This is a genomic window from Pseudoalteromonas sp. G5_S1_54_S4 (genome assembly GCF_054968565.1).
Map to the genome: position 1 here is coordinate 1 of NZ_JBQKUL010000062.1, position 17,401 is coordinate 17,401.

The 17,401-nt window shown below is 40.8% G+C and carries 15 protein-coding genes; 5 read left to right on the plus strand and 10 right to left on the minus strand.

The features are described 5' to 3' along the window. A partial coding sequence (locus tag ACTRWE_RS17245) for an AAA family ATPase (RefSeq protein ID WP_462880391.1) occupies positions 1–2,746 on the minus strand: 2,746 nt, incomplete at its 3' end. 337 nt (positions 2,747–3,083) lie between these two features. Between ACTRWE_RS17245 and ACTRWE_RS17250 the strand changes: the two genes are divergently transcribed. Further along, positions 3,084–4,355 carry an aromatic amino acid transport family protein gene (locus ACTRWE_RS17250; RefSeq protein ID WP_058154035.1) on the plus strand — a complete coding sequence of 424 codons (1,272 nt, stop codon included), beginning with the start codon at positions 3,084–3,086 and terminating at the stop codon, positions 4,353–4,355. 100 nt (positions 4,356–4,455) lie between these two features. Here ACTRWE_RS17250 and speD read toward each other — a convergent pair whose 3' ends face one another. The 8 genes from speD to ACTRWE_RS17290 form a co-directional block, all read right to left on the minus strand. After that, positions 4,456–5,268: an adenosylmethionine decarboxylase gene (gene speD / locus ACTRWE_RS17255; protein ID WP_013463831.1), complete on the minus strand. Its 813-nt coding sequence runs from the start codon at positions 5,266–5,268 to the stop codon at positions 4,456–4,458. A gap of 87 nt (positions 5,269–5,355) precedes the next feature. Next, on the minus strand, positions 5,356–5,769 hold the full coding sequence (locus tag ACTRWE_RS17260; protein WP_013463830.1) for an OsmC family protein: 414 nt from the start codon (positions 5,767–5,769) through the stop codon (positions 5,356–5,358). Between the two features lie 95 nt (positions 5,770–5,864). Beyond that, on the minus strand, positions 5,865–6,203 hold the full coding sequence (locus ACTRWE_RS17265) for a DUF3802 family protein (protein ID WP_013463829.1): 339 nt from the start codon (positions 6,201–6,203) through the stop codon (positions 5,865–5,867). Positions 6,204–6,339: 136 nt separating this feature from the next. Further along, positions 6,340–7,809, minus strand: a complete 1,470-nt coding sequence (gene astD / locus ACTRWE_RS17270; RefSeq protein WP_024602227.1) for a succinylglutamate-semialdehyde dehydrogenase — start codon at positions 7,807–7,809, stop codon at positions 6,340–6,342. A gap of 15 nt (positions 7,810–7,824) precedes the next feature. Next, the gene (gene astA / locus ACTRWE_RS17275; protein ID WP_138686482.1) at positions 7,825–8,841 is read right to left on the minus strand and encodes an arginine N-succinyltransferase; all 1,017 of its coding nucleotides are present in this window, start codon (positions 8,839–8,841) and stop codon (positions 7,825–7,827) included. An 84-nt stretch (positions 8,842–8,925) separates the two neighbouring features. After that, positions 8,926–10,131 (minus strand): aspartate aminotransferase family protein, encoded by a 1,206-nt coding sequence (locus ACTRWE_RS17280; RefSeq protein WP_013463826.1) that lies wholly within the window; start codon positions 10,129–10,131, stop codon positions 8,926–8,928. A 370-nt stretch (positions 10,132–10,501) separates the two neighbouring features. Then, on the minus strand, positions 10,502–11,662 hold the full coding sequence (locus tag ACTRWE_RS17285; protein ID WP_462880392.1) for an HDOD domain-containing protein: 1,161 nt from the start codon (positions 11,660–11,662) through the stop codon (positions 10,502–10,504). Positions 11,663–11,707: 45 nt separating this feature from the next. Next, on the minus strand, positions 11,708–12,289 hold the full coding sequence (locus tag ACTRWE_RS17290) for an anthranilate synthase component II (RefSeq protein WP_013463824.1): 582 nt from the start codon (positions 12,287–12,289) through the stop codon (positions 11,708–11,710). 231 nt (positions 12,290–12,520) lie between these two features. On the opposite strand from ACTRWE_RS17290, the gene ACTRWE_RS17295 reads away from it, so the two are divergent. The 3 genes from ACTRWE_RS17295 to glpD all read left to right on the plus strand — a co-directional run bounded on the left by ACTRWE_RS17295 (position 12,521) and on the right by glpD (position 15,933). Next, on the plus strand, positions 12,521–12,763 hold the full coding sequence (locus ACTRWE_RS17295; RefSeq protein WP_013463823.1) for a YdcH family protein: 243 nt from the start codon (positions 12,521–12,523) through the stop codon (positions 12,761–12,763). Positions 12,764–12,931: 168 nt separating this feature from the next. Then, positions 12,932–14,437, plus strand: coding sequence for a glycerol kinase GlpK (gene glpK, locus ACTRWE_RS17300; protein WP_462880393.1), 1,506 nt, complete (start codon positions 12,932–12,934; stop codon positions 14,435–14,437). 5 nt (positions 14,438–14,442) lie between these two features. Beyond that, on the plus strand, positions 14,443–15,933 hold the full coding sequence (gene glpD, locus ACTRWE_RS17305) for a glycerol-3-phosphate dehydrogenase (protein WP_462880394.1): 1,491 nt from the start codon (positions 14,443–14,445) through the stop codon (positions 15,931–15,933). A 283-nt stretch (positions 15,934–16,216) separates the two neighbouring features. Here glpD and ACTRWE_RS17310 read toward each other — a convergent pair whose 3' ends face one another. Next, positions 16,217–16,615 (minus strand): acyl-CoA thioesterase, encoded by a 399-nt coding sequence (locus ACTRWE_RS17310; RefSeq protein ID WP_076922688.1) that lies wholly within the window; start codon positions 16,613–16,615, stop codon positions 16,217–16,219. A gap of 31 nt (positions 16,616–16,646) precedes the next feature. Here ACTRWE_RS17310 and ACTRWE_RS17315 point away from each other — a divergent pair, with 31 nt between their 5' ends. Continuing rightward, the gene (locus ACTRWE_RS17315; RefSeq protein ID WP_024602232.1) at positions 16,647–17,351 is read left to right on the plus strand and encodes a 2OG-Fe(II) oxygenase; all 705 of its coding nucleotides are present in this window, start codon (positions 16,647–16,649) and stop codon (positions 17,349–17,351) included. Positions 17,352–17,401 lie beyond the last annotated feature (50 nt).

The following is a 17,401-nucleotide window of genomic DNA, read 5'->3' on the forward strand; positions in this document are numbered from 1 at the left end:
TATCAACCAACTCAAAATCTCGCCCTGAAAGCTGTTTGGTTTCTAGGTTTAAATTGCTCGCATTTTTAAACTCTGTCATGTTGCTAGTATCAAGAGTTGGCAGTTTATCTAACGGCTGCATTAAGATTTTTTCAAGTGTCTGACTCCCAAACTTAATTTTATTTAACCTTTCTAGAAGTTCATCATGTGTAAGCTTCTTAGGCATTAACTTTTTATGTGACAACAACAATAAATAAAAAAGACAATAGGCCAATTTATTTGATGGAATAGCCAAAGCTCTAACAGCATCTTGCAACGACTGGGGATTAAAACCGTACGCTTCTTCTGATTTAACTCCGAGAAAAGCTAAAAAATCATATAGAAACTCAACTTGCTTCGAGCTTTCATTATTAGCACCTAATAACCCTTTATCCAAAAGGCTACTAAATAAATAATGTAAATTATGTATTGTTAAACTTTCTGCCAGCAATTTTTTAAGTACCTCCTCTACACCACCATTAACGCGATAATCAGCGAAAGGAGACCGTTTCATAATAATTTTACCGATACTTTCTATAGCACTAAACTTATCATCGACTACACCAAAGAACCGTTCAAAATTTATAACTTCTTTATCGCTAAAGCCAAGATAACGGTATATAAATAAAAGCATGCCTTTTGTATCATTTGGCTTTAATTCATAAAGTTCTATTACATTTGCAATGGCATTTTGATCTGATACCTGCTCTTGCGGTATGCGCTCAGCTAAAACTCTTACTAAATAATCCGTGTAACCATTATTAAATCCAACACCTTGATTTTTTAAACTTTTATCTTGCTGCCACTTAGCATCAGGATTATCTAGTACATGAACTTTCGCTGGATCAAGAACTCTATCAGCTGTTATATCAAGCATTTCAATATAAAAGCTAGTTAGAGACTTATCTTCTTTTTCTACACTTGAACACTCTAAAATAAAAGGTTTTAAATCATACTCATGTTGTGATCTCAGATTTTTAATATTATATGGTTCTAACTTTTTGTATAACTCAAATGATTTGAGATTAACTTCTCGTAAAGTAATAACCATCAACAAGTTAATAAAATTAATTTCTCCCATTAATCTATCTTCTTGCCAAATCTGATTAACTCTGCGAAGAATCTTTTTAAGTTGTCGAATTGAAGAGATTTGGTTTTCCACTTCAATTAATTTTTGCTTTAAGAAGTGCCAATCACTTCCCCCACGCAAAATGCGCATTAATTTATCAGCGGTTAAAATTTCCCCCTCATAAATAACAAAGTAGCCTTCCTCTATCGCATGATTAATGCTTAATTCAGTGAACTTTCGTAATACCGCTACAACATTCTGCTTATGAATATCCTCTCTATAATCCGCTGCTTTTGAGATCACTTCTGCGGCAATATCATTTTCATTACCCATTGCGACGATAAAGTTGATGTTACTTAACTTTCTATCTTTTAATCTATCCAACAGTGCAGCTATATCATTTAGGCGTTTTTCGTTTTCATCGCCTGTTCCGCGATCAACGTCTTGTAAAGTGATCAGTAATTTGTGGTTGGTTGTTTCAAGTACTCCGTTAAGCTTTTTGAAGCTCTCTTCAATATCAATGGGGCCTGCGAGTAGTGTGGAAGCAAATTGAAATACGCTGCCGCCTGATTTTAAGGCTTCGGTATAATGTTTTGGTAACGCACGAAAGGCACACATATCTAAGTGCTGGCTGATATCATCAATAATATGGCTGAGTACTACATGCGCGACACTGCCACTGGCTGCACCCCACGTTGATATATCGCTGCGTACCCAATTAATCTTGTTTTGTCGTTCTACCTTTAGCTTTTCTTCATTTGATAATTCAGCTTCTACCTTTTTAGATTTTTTGAGCTCATTTGCTATTGCTGCGACAATGCTACTTTTACCACATCCAAATGGACCACACAGGGCAATATGCTGCGCCATATATTCTTCATATTTATCACCACCATTGCGCAGCCTCTCGGTAATGCGCTTTACATAAACCTGTAAATCAGGTTCTAATTGCTCTGTGTTTTTAATTGTTGAATCGTCTTGAAACCATTCTCGAAAGTCTTTTAAGCTCTCAAGCTTTAATTCAGCTTCTTGTTTTGATTCAACTATCAATTCTTTGCTGGATGCTCTTAGCTGCTCTGATAACAAATAAATAGACATGCCTAAGTAAGCCACTGCTATAAAGAAAAATACCCAAAATGCATGTGCTATCTCAACTAAGTTTATGGCTGAAAATAAATAAAATGCTGATATCGCGCACAGTACAGCTGAAAATACTGGCTTTTCCGCATACAACTTTGTTTGATAAATAATAGTCGCTGCAATAGCTAAAAAACTCAGTGACAGAAACTTGAAACTTACAAATGCATAAGCTGTCAGTTGTTCTTCTATTTTATTGTTAGTTACATACACATAAACAACAATGAAAAATAATCCAAACAATACACTCATTGTCACGGGCGGATATCGCCAATTGAAACCAATACTTCGTTTTGCGTGAGAAATGTAAAACTTATCCAGCAGTAGCTTTATGCCAATACCGGCTAAAAATGCAAAACTATAATGCAGTACAGGGTTGGTATATAAAATACTACTCAAATTGGTGTAGGCTGTTTGTACAAAAGCGACTTTGCTTAAAAATATAACGAGAGTGGTAGCCGTTATTGCACACAATAAAAGAGATAGCCAGCGCTGAAATGGAATAAGAAGAGACTGCGACAATTTAATATCCTTATCAATAAAGTAACCTCATTAGTGTACAGTAAACACCCAAAAGCCAACACTCTATAGGAGGAAATAATAAACACGGTGCTGAAACGAGTAAAAAGCATTTATGAGTATGTCCCACCTTTCACACCAATCATGCTGATTATTCACGCATTTCGCGGCATATTCCTGCACTAATTGCGCAGCTTTTAAACACTGTTTCATATTCGTGACAGTCAGTAACTAATACGCTACAACAAATTTATATCCAAGACATAAAAACACATGAAATGAGTGCCTAAAAACTATATTCTTCGGCGCAATTATTATGATAAATAATGGATACACACACATGACAACATCTCAAGGTGCAACGCTTTCAAATGCACCAACACAAGACGCACACACGTCTAAATCAAAATGGAACCTGCATGATACGCAGTGGACACTTAGCCTTTTTGGCACCGCAGTAGGTGCAGGTATTTTATTTTTACCGATTAACATTGGTATTGGTGGTTTTTGGCCACTGATTATTATGGCGTGTTTAGCCTTCCCGATGACCTTTTTAGCCCACCGTGGCTTGGCGCGTTTTGTATTATCGTCAAAAAATAAAGAGGCTGATTTCACCGATGTGGTAGAGGAGCACTTTGGCGTAAATGCGGGTCGACTGATCTCCTTGTTATACTTTTTATCAATTTTTCCTATTTTGCTTATTTACGGTGTGGGTTTAACCAATACAGTAGACAGCTTTATGGTCAATCAACTGGGGATGGAGTCGCCGTCACGCGTTGCCTTATCGGGTATTTTAGTTGCGCTGATGATTGGCTTAATGATGGGCGGTGAGCGCTTAATGCTGCGCGCCTTTGCTATTTTAGTGTATCCGTTAGTGGGTATATTATTCTTTTTATCGCTTTATTTAATCCCAAGCTGGCAAATGCCGGATACAAGCTTGCCTGAGCTAGGCAGCTTTAGTAAAACACTTTGGTTATCAATTCCTATTATTGTATTTTCGTTTAGCCATGCAGCGGCTATTTCAAGCTTTGTTAATAAACAACGCAGCCACTACGGTGAACTAGCAACGTCTAAGTCAGAAGCGATTCTAAAACGTACCAGCTTATTACTGATCACCTTTGTTTTGTTATTTGTGTTCTCATGTGTGCTATCACTTACCGGTGAACAAATGGCAGAAGCTAAAGCGGCAAACGTTTCTGTTTTGTCTTACTTAGCTAATATTACAGAAAACTCATTCATTGCAACGCTGGGACCTTTGGTTGCCTTTATTGCTATTATGTCGTCGTTTTTAGGTCACTTTTTAGGGGCGCGCGAAAGCTTTACTGGGTTAGTGACTAAACACTCAAGCATGAGCCCTAAAGTGGCTGACAAAGTGGGTGCGGTACTGATGTTTTTCGCTATTTGGTTCTGCGCGGTTAAAAACCCAAGCATACTAGATATGATGGATCAGTTATCGGGCCCAATCATTGCGATGATTTTATTCATTATGCCAATGATTGCGGTTTACAAAGTACCTAGCTTACAAAAATACCGTAACCGTTTAAGTACCTTATTTGTACTGGCGGTCGGTTCGTTAGCCGTGTGTGCGTTACTGTACAGCATGCTTAGCTAAGCCGTATTGAGTAAACAAGCCTAGCGCATTTTGCTGGGCTTTTTCCAGACATATAAAAATGGCGCTCAGTGAGCGCCATTTTTTATTTAATGCGTTGCTATTATTCTGTATCTGGCAGATTACGACCATAGAATATTTCTTGCATTTCACGTGTTAGTTTTGAGCGAATCTCTTCTTCTTCGTCATCTGACAAATCATCAGTAGATAAACCAAATAAATACGTATTTAAGTCGGTTTCTTTTAACATCATTTTGGTATGGAACAGATTTTCTTGATACACGTTCACGTCCATCATTTGGTACGCTTCTTTAGTATCTTCTGTCATGAAGTTTTGAATCGAGTTAATTGCATGATCAATGTAATGTTTAACGCCGTTAATATCGCGGGTAAAGCCACGTACACGGTAGTCAATTGTAACCACATCTGACTCAAGGCTATGGATTAAGAAGTTTAACGCTTTAAGTGGCGAAATAATGCCACAGGTTGATACTTCAATATCAGCACGGAAAGTACAAATACCATCATCAGGGTGTGCTTCAGGGTACGTGTGAACACAAATGTGGCTTTTATCAAGGTGTGCAACCACTGAGTCAGGTAACGGCCCTGGTGCTTCGTCAGCATCATAATTTTGCTGCTCTTCGACCGGCTCTTCTGAAACCAAAATAGTTACGCTGGCACCTTGTGGCTCGTAATCTTGACGTGCAATATTTAAAATATTGGCACCAATAATATCAACCACATCACCTAAAATGTCGGTTAGTCTATCTGCACTATACTGCTCATCGATATATTCTATATATTCTTTACGTTGTTGCTCTGTTTTTGCATAGCAAATATCGTAAATACTAAAGCTTAGGCTTTTAGTTAAATTATTAAAGCCATGAAGTTTAAGTTTATCGAAGGGTTTGTTCATATAAACCAACCTATAAATTAGTGAAATCTGCACCTGCAGAATGAAAAGTTCGCGGATTTTATACGAATTTTACTCACGGAAAAAGCGTTATTTTCCCTGATCTTGAACAACTTCATGGCTGTGGGTAATTTCTACTGTTTTATCAAGCATTAATGCAACTGAACAATACTTTTCTGCCGAAAGCGAAACCGCTCTTTCTAGGTGCTTTTCAGACACATTATTACCGGTTACAACAAAGTGTAAATTAATTTTGGTGAACACGCGCGGGGCTGTTTCTGCTCGTTCAGCGGTTAACTGCACATCTACTGATGAGAACTCTTGCTTAGTTTTTTTTAAAATACTCACCACATCAACCGATGAACAACCACCAACCGACATCAATACCATTTCCATTGGGCTAGGTGCTGCTCCGTCACTGCCCGCATCAAACACGACATTATGATTGCTGTTAGAGCGACCGATGTAAGTATTACCTTCAACCCATTTTACATTTGCTTGCATTGTTTTATCTCAATAATTTATATTCATTACACGCAGACACTCGCGCGCATTTAAAATTAAATAGCGAATAAAGCGTGGTTTTAAAGGGGGAAATATTAACTAATAGCGTTATCAAATAAGTTTTTGACTAGCCCTGCAAACTCATCAATAAAAGCATGCTGTTCGACTGTGACGGTGTGAGAAGTCACACTGCTGAGTACTTCTTGTAAGTCGTAAACAATGCCATCAACTTCGCGTACAATTTGACTACGCTGCTCTGTAGATAGATCGGGGTGTTGTTGACAAATGCGTATGACATTTTCGGCAATTACATCTTCAATTAACTCAATAACCGTTGGTGCACCTGGCTTTATTTCACCTGGTTTTTCAAACAACGCTAAGTTCTGAGTTAGGTACATTATTAAGTCATCGTACCCTTGCCTGTTTAAAACCATTGTCTACTTACCTCAAAAATACTGGTTGTTTAATTTAAGCAGAAAGCACTGATAATTGCTAGCTTTGTGAGATTGCAGTACAAAAAAAGCAGCCGAAACTGCTTTTTTAGTGATTTATTACTAGTTTAAAAATCAGTTAATCGATTTTTAAACCTGGGCTTAGTGTTGCTGGCATGGTTACTTTTTCAAGTTCCACAGACGCAACAGGGTATGCACAGTAGTCAGCGGCATAATAAGCGCTTGCTCTGTGGTTACCTGAGGCACCAATACCGCCAAACGGCGCTGCACTTGATGCACCGGTAATAGGACGGTTCCAGTTAACAATCCCCGCACGGATACGACGTAAGAAATGATCGTAATCGGCTTGGTTATCACTTAGTAGGCCTGCTGATAAACCAAAGCTCGTGTCGTTTGCTTTATCAATTGCTTGGTCAAAGTCATCAAAACGGAATACTTTTAGAAGCGGACCAAAATGCTCTTCATCTGGGAAATCATTGATATTTGTACACTCAATAATACCAGGTGTAACAAACCCAGTGTTTGCTGTGTGCTCAAGTTCAACCAGCACTTCGCCACCCATGGCCTTTAACTCATCTTGTGCTTTAACCATTCCAGCGGCAGCGGCCGTTGAAATCATAGAGCCCATAAATGGTTGGTCAGCATCGTCATAATTACCAACTTTGATTGCTTTAGTGGCTGTAATTAGGCGTGCTAAAATTTCATCGCCTTTAGCACCTGTTGGTAAAAACAATTTACGCGCACACGTACAGCGTTGGCCGCTTGAGATAAACGCAGATTGCACAATATCGTGCACAACAGCAAGCGTATCTTCTGCATCTTTAACGATTAGCGGATTATTACCACCCATTTCAAGCGCTAAAATCTTACCTGGTTGACCTGCGAACTGCTCATGTAAAATATGACCCGTACGAGAAGAACCTGTAAAGAATAAACCATCAATGCCTTTGTGTGACGCCAGTGCTTTACCTGTTTCAACTTCACCTTGTACAAGGTTAATAACCCCTGCTGGTAAACCGGCTTTTTCCCATAGTTTAAGGGTTAGCTCAGCCACCATAGGTGTTAGTTCAGAGGGTTTAAATACCACGGTATTACCAGCTAAAAGTGCAGGTACAATGTGGCCATTTGGTAAATGCCCAGGGAAGTTATAAGGACCAAATACAGCAACAACACCGTGTGGCTTATGGCGGATCATCGCACGGCCTTGCGGCATCGCGTTTTCAACGTCGCCGGTACGCTCTAAAAATGCTTTTTCAGCAATGGCAATTTTTCCGACCATGGCACCCGCTTCAGTACGCGTTTCCCAAAGTGGCTTACCTGTTTCTTGAGCTATTGCCACAGCCAACTCTTCGCTATGCTCTTTTAACGTTGCAGCAAAGGTTTTTACAATTTCTAAGCGCTGCGCAAAGCTTTTATCAGCCCAGCTATAAAATGCTTCACGCGCAGAGGCTACGGCGCTATCTACTTGCTCAGCGCTTGCAGCTGATGCCTGCCAAATAACATCGTTATTTGCAGGGTTAACTGAGTTAAATTCGGTGCCTTGGCCTGGTGACCATTGACCATTAATAAATTGTGCAGGATGAGTCATATACTTTCTCCTAAATTAAACTGGGGTAGCCGCAACAAAATCGCCCGATTTCAAATGTAATGCATCAGCAAGTTCTTGCGTAAGCACTAGGCTGTTTGATCGCGAATCAAATGCCATTGGCGCTACTGTTGCTCTAAAGTCTTCAAGCTTGTCATTGGCTAACAACACCATGGTATCGCCTGTCATTTCGCCAATTTCAACGCTAAAGTTTTGTGCATTGCGAATTGTCGCAATGTTATCTACTTTTGCTTCAACGGTTGGACCTGCATCAAAAATGTCAACGTAACCATTAAAAGTAAAACCTTCACTTTTTAATAGTTGAATTGCAGGGCGCGTATTGTCATGCACTTGACCTATAACCGCTTGCGCGTCTTTACTCAATAAGTTGACGTAAATTGGGTATTTAGGCATAAGCTCAGCAATAAATACTTTTTGCCCTATTCCCGTCAGATAATCTGCCGTTGGGAAGTCCATAGAGAAAAAGTGCTCTTCAAGCCACTGCCAAAATGGGCTACTACCGTTTTCGTCAGATACACCGCGCATTTCTGCAATAACGGTTTGTGCAAAGCGTTGTTGATGCTGTTTTATAAACATAAAACGTGCTTTTGAAAGCAGCTTACCGTTACAATTTTTACGATAGCCGTTTTTTAAAAACAGTGTGCACAGCTCTGTCGCCCCAGTGTAGTCATTACAAAGAGTGAGAATATCTACCGCTTTATACACATCTAGCGTGCGCGAAGAGTGAATCACTTTACTCAAATGATAATGATAAAATGCGTCATCTAAGCCAACTGCGGCTTCAATACCTGAAGTACCGACTACTTCACCAGTTTCAGTATCTTCAAGAACAAATAAGTAACCCTCATCACCTGGTTGTGATGTCGTTTTTGTAAATGAGTTAACTGAATGCGCTATCTTCTTTTGTAATAACTCTTCATTATTAGGCAAAGAAGTAAAGCCATGTCCCGACTCGTCGGCGATGGTTACTAAAGCTGCATAATCACTTTTTTGGATTGGGCGAAGGATCATCATGAATCCGCTTACTCCCTTATATATAACGGTAAATAGGAACTGCAAGGCAAACTACGTTTGCCCCTAAAGAAGTTGAATTAGCAATTACGCATTTACAACGTGGGCTACTGCTTTTTCAAAGCGTGCCATACCTTCGCGAATATCCGCTTCTGGTATTACTAAAGAAGGTGTGAAACGAACCACATCAGCACCAGCAACCAATGACATTAAGCCATGCTCAGTACCGGCAACTAAAAACTCTTTTGCACGGCCTTTGTATTGCTCGTTTACCACAGCACCAATTAATAAACCTTGACCACGAATTTCACTAAATACGTTGTACTTGTCGTTAATGGCATTTAATAGCTCAGTAAATAACGCCGACTTTGCTTTAACGCCTGCTAAAACTTCTGGGTTATTTACAGTATCAAATGCGGCTTCTGCAACTGCACACGCTAATGGGTTACCACCGTAAGTAGAGCCATGTGTACCCACTTTAAGATGCTGTGCAATCTCAGTGGTTGTTAGCATAGCGCCAATTGGGAAACCGCCACCGAGAGCTTTTGCTGAGGTTAAAATATCAGGCACTACGTTTAAGCCTTGGTATGCGTATAGCTCACCTGTACGGCCAACACCTGATTGTACTTCATCAAAAATAAGCAGTGCGTTGTGTTTAGTACATAAATCGCGAACGCCCTGTGCAAATTCGTCAGTTGGCGAAATAATACCGCCTTCACCTTGAATTGGCTCCATCATTACCGCACAGGTGTTATCGCTGATCAGTGCTTCAAATGCGGCAAGGTCATTGTAATCACAATGAACAATGTCGCCTGGCTTAGGACCAAAACCATCTGAATAGGCTGCTTGACCGCCTACAGTAACGGTGAAGAATGTACGGCCATGGAAACCTTTATTAAAGGCGATGATTTGCGATTTTTCTGCGCCAAATTTATCAAGCGCAAAACGACGCGCCAATTTAAGTGCCGCTTCGTTTGCTTCTGCGCCTGAGTTTGCAAAGTAAACTTTTTCAGCAAATGTCGCATCAACCATTTTTTTAGCTAGGCGAAGTGCCGGCTCATTGGTCATTACATTTGATAAATGCCAAATTTTTTCGCCTTGCTCTTTTAATGCGCCCACTAATGCAGGATGGCAATGGCCAAGACAGTTAACGGCAATACCACCAGCAAAGTCGATAAACTCTCGTCCTTGTTGATCCCATACACGAGAGCCTTCGCCTCGAACAGGAATTACGCTTGAAGGTGCGTAGTTAGGAACCATTACGTGATCAAATAATTCGCGATTGACTGTCATTTTATTTCCTCTTAATTGTGTGCATCACAAAGCAGTAGAATAGGGGTGTGATTATTGTTAATAACCAAATGTGCCGGCAAAAATTAATAGCTGTATATTTGCCTGAAACTACGTTGTGGTTCAATTTTCAGGCGCTCATTATTTCAGAAATTTAGGGGGATGTCTCTTCAAAAACTTTCATGTACCCCTTTAAAATAAAGGGCTTAAGATATTATTTCATAGATAGTGAATAACTATTTGAGAGCTAATTATGATGTGCATTTACCTTAGTGAGCGCCTCTACAACGAAAAAAGCATGGCGCTTTTAAATCAACTGCACATGAATAAGTAGAATTAAAGTGAATGAATAGTCGCAAAAAAATTAACAGATTTAATCAATTTGAAGTGCCAAATTAGTAAAATTACCTGTTTTTAGGGTATCTAACTCTTTTTTAGTGAACTGATAATAGCTAAACCAGCTTTGTAATTCATCGTCTTCAATCAGCTGGTGCTCTTTTAAATTTAAATATTGAGAATAACAGCGAGCCTTTAAAATCACTTGCGATAATGGCAATAAACTATCGCCCTTTTCAACCCCATTCACTAACTGCTGCATAACACTGTTAAAGGGCAAATATTTGAACGACATGGTTTCAATGACCTTGGCGCTGACAAGCAGTGATTTTTCGTGTAGCAGTGTTGTTAAAAATAACGGATCTGGTTTTAGCTCTAATAACGCGGTGTGTAGGTTTTTATCACCTTCTTCACGAGCACGCAGTACTTTGCGCTGCCATACCTGATCAAACACTTTTAGGTATAAGCACACTAAAGCAATTTGCCCTACATTCAGTAACATGCCCAATGTAAACGCATGCATGGGGTTTACCCCGTTAAGCTGGGCAAGCGTTTGCGCTGCAATGGCACACGACATGGTGTTGTCTTTTAACCTGCGTTTTAATAACGTGAATGGTTCTGTGCTATGTGGCATCCAATGACGCACTGCAAAAGTAGGCACTACCAGTTGCAGGTTGTCTAAGCCCAAATAACGTAATGCTAATGCAGGCGAGTCTACTTTTACTGAGGTGGTTTTACTGCGCTGCTTACGATAAAAGGGTAAATTAACTAAGGTAACCAGCTCTCGCCCCAACCAACTTAAATCGTTAATTAGCGGCTCTAAACGGCCAACCGAGGCGGCGCGAGTAGCCAGTATATCGAGTATGGCGCACACGTTATCTTCTATGCCAATGGTGTCTTTAATCACAAAATCGATGTCTTCAAGACGTTTAGCAATCACGCTTTCAATAACGGTATGGAGTTTTTGACTGGTTTTAGCCTGTAACTTTTGATGTGAAGAACTTTTTTGTTGGCGCTTTTGCTGCGCAGCTACTTCTACTTCTAATAAGGTGCGTTTTTTAACGGGTTTGCCGTCATTAAGATCTAAGGTATGAATAAAGCCAATTTGCTGATTGGCAAAACTATGACCCAGTAGCAAATCATGCGCTCGTTGGTTTAGCACATTAACAATACGCTGTTGCTGCAATATGTCGGTCATAAGCTCTATCTTAGGGCAAAAAGTAAATAGCTTGCAGGTATAAGCCTAGAAGCGCGTTAAAAAGTTATCAAGTAAAGCTAAGCCCTGCTCGGTCAAAATCGCTTCAGGGTGAAATTGCACACCTTCAAGTGCGAGCTCGTTATGTAATAATCCCATAATTTCATCACGCTGCCCAGCGATGCTTTGAGTCCATGCTGTTACTTCTAACTCCTTTGGCAATGAGTGCGCTTCAACAATTAATGAATGGTAGCGGCACACCGTAAGTGGATTAGGTAGGCCTTTAAACATGCCTTGGTGCTGATGATAAATAGGCGATGTTTTTCCATGCATAACCTGTTTAGCTCGCACTACTTTACCACCTAGCACTTGAGCAATGGTTTGGTGCCCCAAACAAATACCTAATATAGGATAAACTCCTTTAAACTGCTCTACCACAGATAACGACACTCCCGCTTCAGTCGGGTTTTTAGGCCCTGGAGAAATCACAATATGATCTGGGTTTAACTGTTTGATCTCACTCAGCGTTATTTGGTCGTTACGTTTTACCAACACGTCTTGATCTAAGCGCTGAAAATACTGTACCAAGTTATAGGTGAACGAGTCGTAGTTATCGATCATTAAAAGCATGTAATAAAGTACTCAAAGTAATTAGGGCCTGTCGCAGGCATATTCTAACTGAAGCCTTTGCAGGTGTCAGTGTTTTGCAGCCCAGCAAACATAAATAGACACACGAACAACCAATAACGGTTGATTTATTTTAGATCAGCCCAAGCTCTGTTGTATGGGGACACCCCAAGTCACTGATCATTTTTATATAACGTGACGTGCATTATGCAACAGCCATTTAAGGAGTAACCTATGTTAGGCGAAGACCATTCATTAACTAAAGATTTTCCTGATTACACGCAAACTATTGCAAAACTTAATGCAAACGATGAAAACTTTGCAACCAAAGCAAAACAATACAATGAAATCGATAAAGAAATTCGAGTACTTGAGCTACAAGACTCACCCATAGATGACGAAGCCATGCAGCAGTTAAAACACGACAGAATGGTTTTAAAAGATTGGCTACATCAACAATTAACGGATGCTAATTAATTGTTGTTATTTGGCGCCTATTAAATTGTAGGCGCCAGAATTGAGTTTTCACCTCCCTCTCCTACCTTTCGCTCATCTATAATTTTAACCATTATGGTGCAAAAGCATTGCTATTCGTTTAGCTTAAAGACAAGCTGTCTTTATCTAAATTAAACAACACTATTTTTTATGTCTAAATACATACTCTCGATTGACCAAGGAACGACAAGCTCTCGAGCTATTTTATACACTAAAGATGCCGAGGTTTTTGACACGGCTCAACAAACCTTCCCTCAACACTTTGTGAAAAATGGTTGGGTTGAACATGACCCTGTAGATATTTGGCAAACCGTATTAAGCAGCGTTAAAAACGTATTATCGCAGCAACAAGTCACTGCCGCCGACATTATTGCCATTGGCATTGCTAACCAACGAGAAACCACCTTAGTGTGGAATAAAAAAACCGGGCAACCTATCTACAATGCGATTGTGTGGCAAGACCGACGCACCAGTGAATATTGCGATAGTTTACGTCATGCTGGGCATACACAAATGGTGAATGATAAAACCGGTTTAGTGCTCGATCCTTACTTTTCTGCAACCAAAATTCGTTGGATTTTAGATAACGTCAAAGGCGCTAAAGAGCAAGCACACGCAGGTGAACTAGCATTTGGTACGATAGATACCTACTTGCTATGGCAACTCACTAACGGTAAAGCTCACAAAACCGATGCTACCAATGCCTCTCGTACATTACTGTTTAACATTCATCAGCAATGCTGGGATGAAGAGTTACTGGCTTTATTTAATATTCCAGCGTCGATGCTACCTGAGGTAATGGACTCAGCGGCTGACTTTGGGGTGACTGCAAGCGAGCTATTTGGTGGTGAAATTCCAATTTGCGGTATAGCAGGCGATCAACAAGCCGCCTTAATTGGTCAAGCTTGTTTTGAAGAAGGAATGGCAAAAAGTACTTACGGAACGGGCTGCTTTTTAATGCTTAACACTGGTGATAAAGCACTAAAATCAAATAATCGTTTATTAACCACTCTTGCGTATCAGCTCAACGGCAAACCCACCTATGCGATTGAAGGCAGTATTTTTATGGCTGGTGCCACCATGCAGTGGATAGTAGAAGGCTTAAAGTTATTAGAAAACGCGGGAGAAAGTGAAGCCCTCGTCAAAGATGTTCCCTTGGATCATGGGGTATTCTTGGTTCCCTCGTTTACAGGCTTAGGTGCGCCCTATTGGGATGCAAATGCCCGAGGCGCAATTTTGGGCCTAACCCGAGACTCAGGCATTAGCACTATTGTTGCAGCTGCCTTGCAGTCGGTGGGTTATCAAACCAAAGATTTACAAAAAGCTATGGAAGGTGACGGACTCCGCCCTAGTATTCTAAGAGTTGATGGCGGCATGGCAAACAATAATTGGGCAATGGCGTTTTTAGCCAATATTTTAGGCGCAAGCGTTGAGCGCCCCACTCTAACCGAAACCACTTCGTTAGGGGTTGCTTACTTAGCCGGTTTGCAAACTGGGGTGTATGAATCAACTGCGCAGCTTGCCAGCATGTGGAAAAGCGATCGTCGCTTTGAACCAACCATGAGCAGTGAAGAGCGCAACGATTTATACGCAAAGTGGCTACATTGCATTGCACAAGTTAGACTTTCTAATAGCACTGACGGCGAGAGTGAGTAAAATCTATGAGCGCACACGACAACGAATATGACTTACTCATTATTGGCGGCGGTATTAACGGCGCTGGCATTGCAGCCGATGCCAGTGGTCGCGGTTTAAAAGTATTATTGTGTGAGCAAAACGATTTAGCCTCAGCCACTTCCTCTAATAGCAGTAAGCTTATTCATGGCGGGCTGCGCTATTTAGAGAATTATCAATTTAGATTGGTAAGAGAGGCATTACGTGAACGTGAAGTGCTATTAAAAAAAGCGCCGCATATTATGTGGCCGCTTTCTTTTAGGCTACCGCACCAAGCACACTTACGTCCTTCTTGGATGATTCGTGTGGGGTTATTTATTTACGATCACCTAGCAAAACGTGACACCTTACCCGCCTCAAAAGCGATTAAATTTGACTGCAATAGTGTACTTAACAACAGTATAACCCATGGCTTTGAATACGCAGACGGCTGGGTTGATGACGCGCGTTTAGTGATTTTAAACGCCCAAGCAGCGCATAATTTAGGCGCCACCATTGCAACACGCACCCGCTGCATTAAAGCAACGCGTAACGCAGATTATTGGGATGTGATTTTAGAGCAACAAGCCAGCAAACAGCACCTAAATATAAAGGCAAAAAGTGTTGTAAATGCCGCAGGCCCATGGGTCGCGTCATTATTTGAAGATGTATTTACCCAGCCCACACCGCACACTATTCGCCTTGTGAAAGGCAGTCATATTGTAGTGCCCCGACTCCACAATGGGCCAGCTGCCTATATTTTACAAAACGAGGATAACCGCATTGTATTTGTCATTCCTTATGAACAGGACTATTCACTGATTGGCACCACTGATGAAGAGTACACCGGCGATATTGCTGATGTAAAAATTAGTGAGCAAGAAATACAGTACCTCATCAGTATCACTAACCATTACTTTAACAACGCAATAAGCGCGGCCGATATTGTGCACAGCTTTAGTGGGGTGCGGCCACTATTAGATGACAAATCAACAGATGCTCAAGCCGTCACCCGCGATTACAAGCTGATATTAAACAACGACACCGATCATGCCGCTTTATTAAGTGTGTTTGGTGGTAAAATTACTACCTATCGAAAGCTTGCAGAAAACGCCGTTAATAAGTTAGCGCCTTTTTACCCACAAATGAGTGGCTCATGGACGAAAGATGCCCCTTTACCAGGCGGCGACTTTAGTAACCAAACATACCTTATCGCTCAGTTAGAAAGTAGCTACCCTTGGCTGGCAATCGACACCTTAAAACGTATGGTTCGCAGCTATGGCACGCTTAGTTATCAATTACTGGGGAACAGCCAAGCAATCGGCGATTTAGGTTATCACTTTGGTCATGGTCTGTATGCGCAAGAAGTTGATTACTTAGTAAACCATGAATGGGCAAGAACCAGCGCAGATATACTTTGGCGACGAACAAAGCTTGGGCTGCGCTTTACTGAAAAACAAGTCATTGCCTTGGGGCAATATTTGACTAGGGCCTGTTGATCTTGCGGATTAAAATTTATTCAAACTAGGGGCTATTTAATCGCGGCGCGAGGTTTGTGACCTAGTGGGCTAAGTAAAAACCGAGCAACAAAGAGTCAATAGACCCTAGGCAGAACCCTTTGGGCAGCGCCTATTTGGCATTGATGCTACGTTATCGCCTATTTATGGGGAATAACCACACTACATAAGCTCTGCCTTGCCTAAATACCAAAAAGACTGCTGTAAATTTAACCTTGAAAGGTCAACAGGCCCTTACACCCTGCTTGTCATAGTTAAGCTGCGATTAACTAACTGCTACAAGGTGCTGTGTTAATGCGGCTTTTTCATCAGTCGAAAGTGGTTGCTTTGTTTTGCTAGCAAAGTCATAACGTACCATCACCGTTTTACCAATGGCGCAGCACTTATCTTGCTGCCATGCTTCTTGGCGGATCACAAATGAACTATTGCCAATCTGCTCTATGCTGGTGTTAATTGTCACCTCATGGGCATAAAATAGTTCGCCAACAAACGACACTTCAACTTTAGCAATGATTAACTTCCAGTTGTGTGGATTTAGATCTGGCGTAAAAAATTTAAAAATAGGTACTCGGGCCGCTTCAAACCATACGGGGAGTACGGTATTGTTGATGTGTCCGAGTGCATCCGTTTCGCTAAAACGCGGCATCACTTTTTCAGTAAACATAATAATCCAATAATAATTAAACAGGTAACTCATGACGGACTTTATCCGCGTGTATGACAACGCGCTCAGTAATGAATTTTGCGATAACTTTATCACTACCTTTTCTCAAAGCCCGCATATTAAACAAGGGATGACATCGGGCGGTGTTGATCTTAATAAAAAAGATAGCCACGACTTATACTTAAACAATCATCCTGAATACGCAGAACAATTAAAACATATTCAACAAACCACTGCACAGTATGTTTTCAACTACATTGAAGAACATATTTTTATGATGATTGGGGCATTTGGTTTAAAGGTATATCACCCAAAAACAGGACAACCGGTTGATTTAACTCACGCCAACTATGACGAAGTGGGCAAGCCGCAATTGCCATTATTGGTGCAACAAATTTTTAGACTCGGTAATATTCAAGCGCAAAAATACGAGGTAAATAAAGGCGGTTATCCGTATTGGCACAGTGAGGTGTATCCGCAGCTACAGCATAATGAAGCACTGCATCGGGTGTTGTTATTTATGTTTTATTTAAATGATGTTGAGGAAGGCGGAGAAACCGAGTTTTATTATCAAAATCGTAAAATAGCCCCTAAAAAAGGCAGTATGGTGGTTGCCCCAGGCTACTTTACCCATACACATAGAGGCAATAAACCAGTATCAAACGATAAGTATATTTTAACCTCATGGGTTTTGTTTAATCGAGCAGAGCAGATTTATGGAACGCCACAAAGCTAAAGCGGTCAGCGGTCAGCGGTCAGCGGTCAGCGGTCAGCGGTCAGCGGTCA

What these genes read in the sequence shown, in the direction of transcription:
- ACTRWE_RS17250 (WP_058154035.1), top strand. Translation starts at nt 3,084, where the DNA reads ATGACAACATCTCAAGGTGCAACGCTTTCAAATGCACCAACACAAGAC.
- speD (WP_013463831.1), bottom strand. Translation starts at nt 5,268, where the DNA reads ATGAACAAACCCTTCGATAAACTTAAACTTCATGGCTTTAATAATTTA.
- ACTRWE_RS17260 (WP_013463830.1), bottom strand. Translation starts at nt 5,769, where the DNA reads ATGCAAGCAAATGTAAAATGGGTTGAAGGTAATACTTACATCGGTCGC.
- ACTRWE_RS17265 (WP_013463829.1), bottom strand. Translation starts at nt 6,203, where the DNA reads ATGGTTTTAAACAGGCAAGGGTACGATGACTTAATAATGTACCTAACT.
- astD (WP_024602227.1), bottom strand. Translation starts at nt 7,809, where the DNA reads ATGACTCATCCTGCACAATTTATTAATGGTCAATGGTCACCAGGCCAA.
- astA (WP_138686482.1), bottom strand. Translation starts at nt 8,841, where the DNA reads ATGATGATCCTTCGCCCAATCCAAAAAAGTGATTATGCAGCTTTAGTA.
- ACTRWE_RS17280 (WP_013463826.1), bottom strand. Translation starts at nt 10,131, where the DNA reads ATGACAGTCAATCGCGAATTATTTGATCACGTAATGGTTCCTAACTAC.
- ACTRWE_RS17285 (WP_462880392.1), bottom strand. Translation starts at nt 11,662, where the DNA reads ATGACCGACATATTGCAGCAACAGCGTATTGTTAATGTGCTAAACCAA.
- ACTRWE_RS17290 (WP_013463824.1), bottom strand. Translation starts at nt 12,289, where the DNA reads ATGCTTTTAATGATCGATAACTACGACTCGTTCACCTATAACTTGGTA.
- ACTRWE_RS17295 (WP_013463823.1), top strand. Translation starts at nt 12,521, where the DNA reads ATGTTAGGCGAAGACCATTCATTAACTAAAGATTTTCCTGATTACACG.
- glpK (WP_462880393.1), top strand. Translation starts at nt 12,932, where the DNA reads ATGTCTAAATACATACTCTCGATTGACCAAGGAACGACAAGCTCTCGA.
- glpD (WP_462880394.1), top strand. Translation starts at nt 14,443, where the DNA reads ATGAGCGCACACGACAACGAATATGACTTACTCATTATTGGCGGCGGT.
- ACTRWE_RS17310 (WP_076922688.1), bottom strand. Translation starts at nt 16,615, where the DNA reads ATGTTTACTGAAAAAGTGATGCCGCGTTTTAGCGAAACGGATGCACTC.
- ACTRWE_RS17315 (WP_024602232.1), top strand. Translation starts at nt 16,647, where the DNA reads ATGACGGACTTTATCCGCGTGTATGACAACGCGCTCAGTAATGAATTT.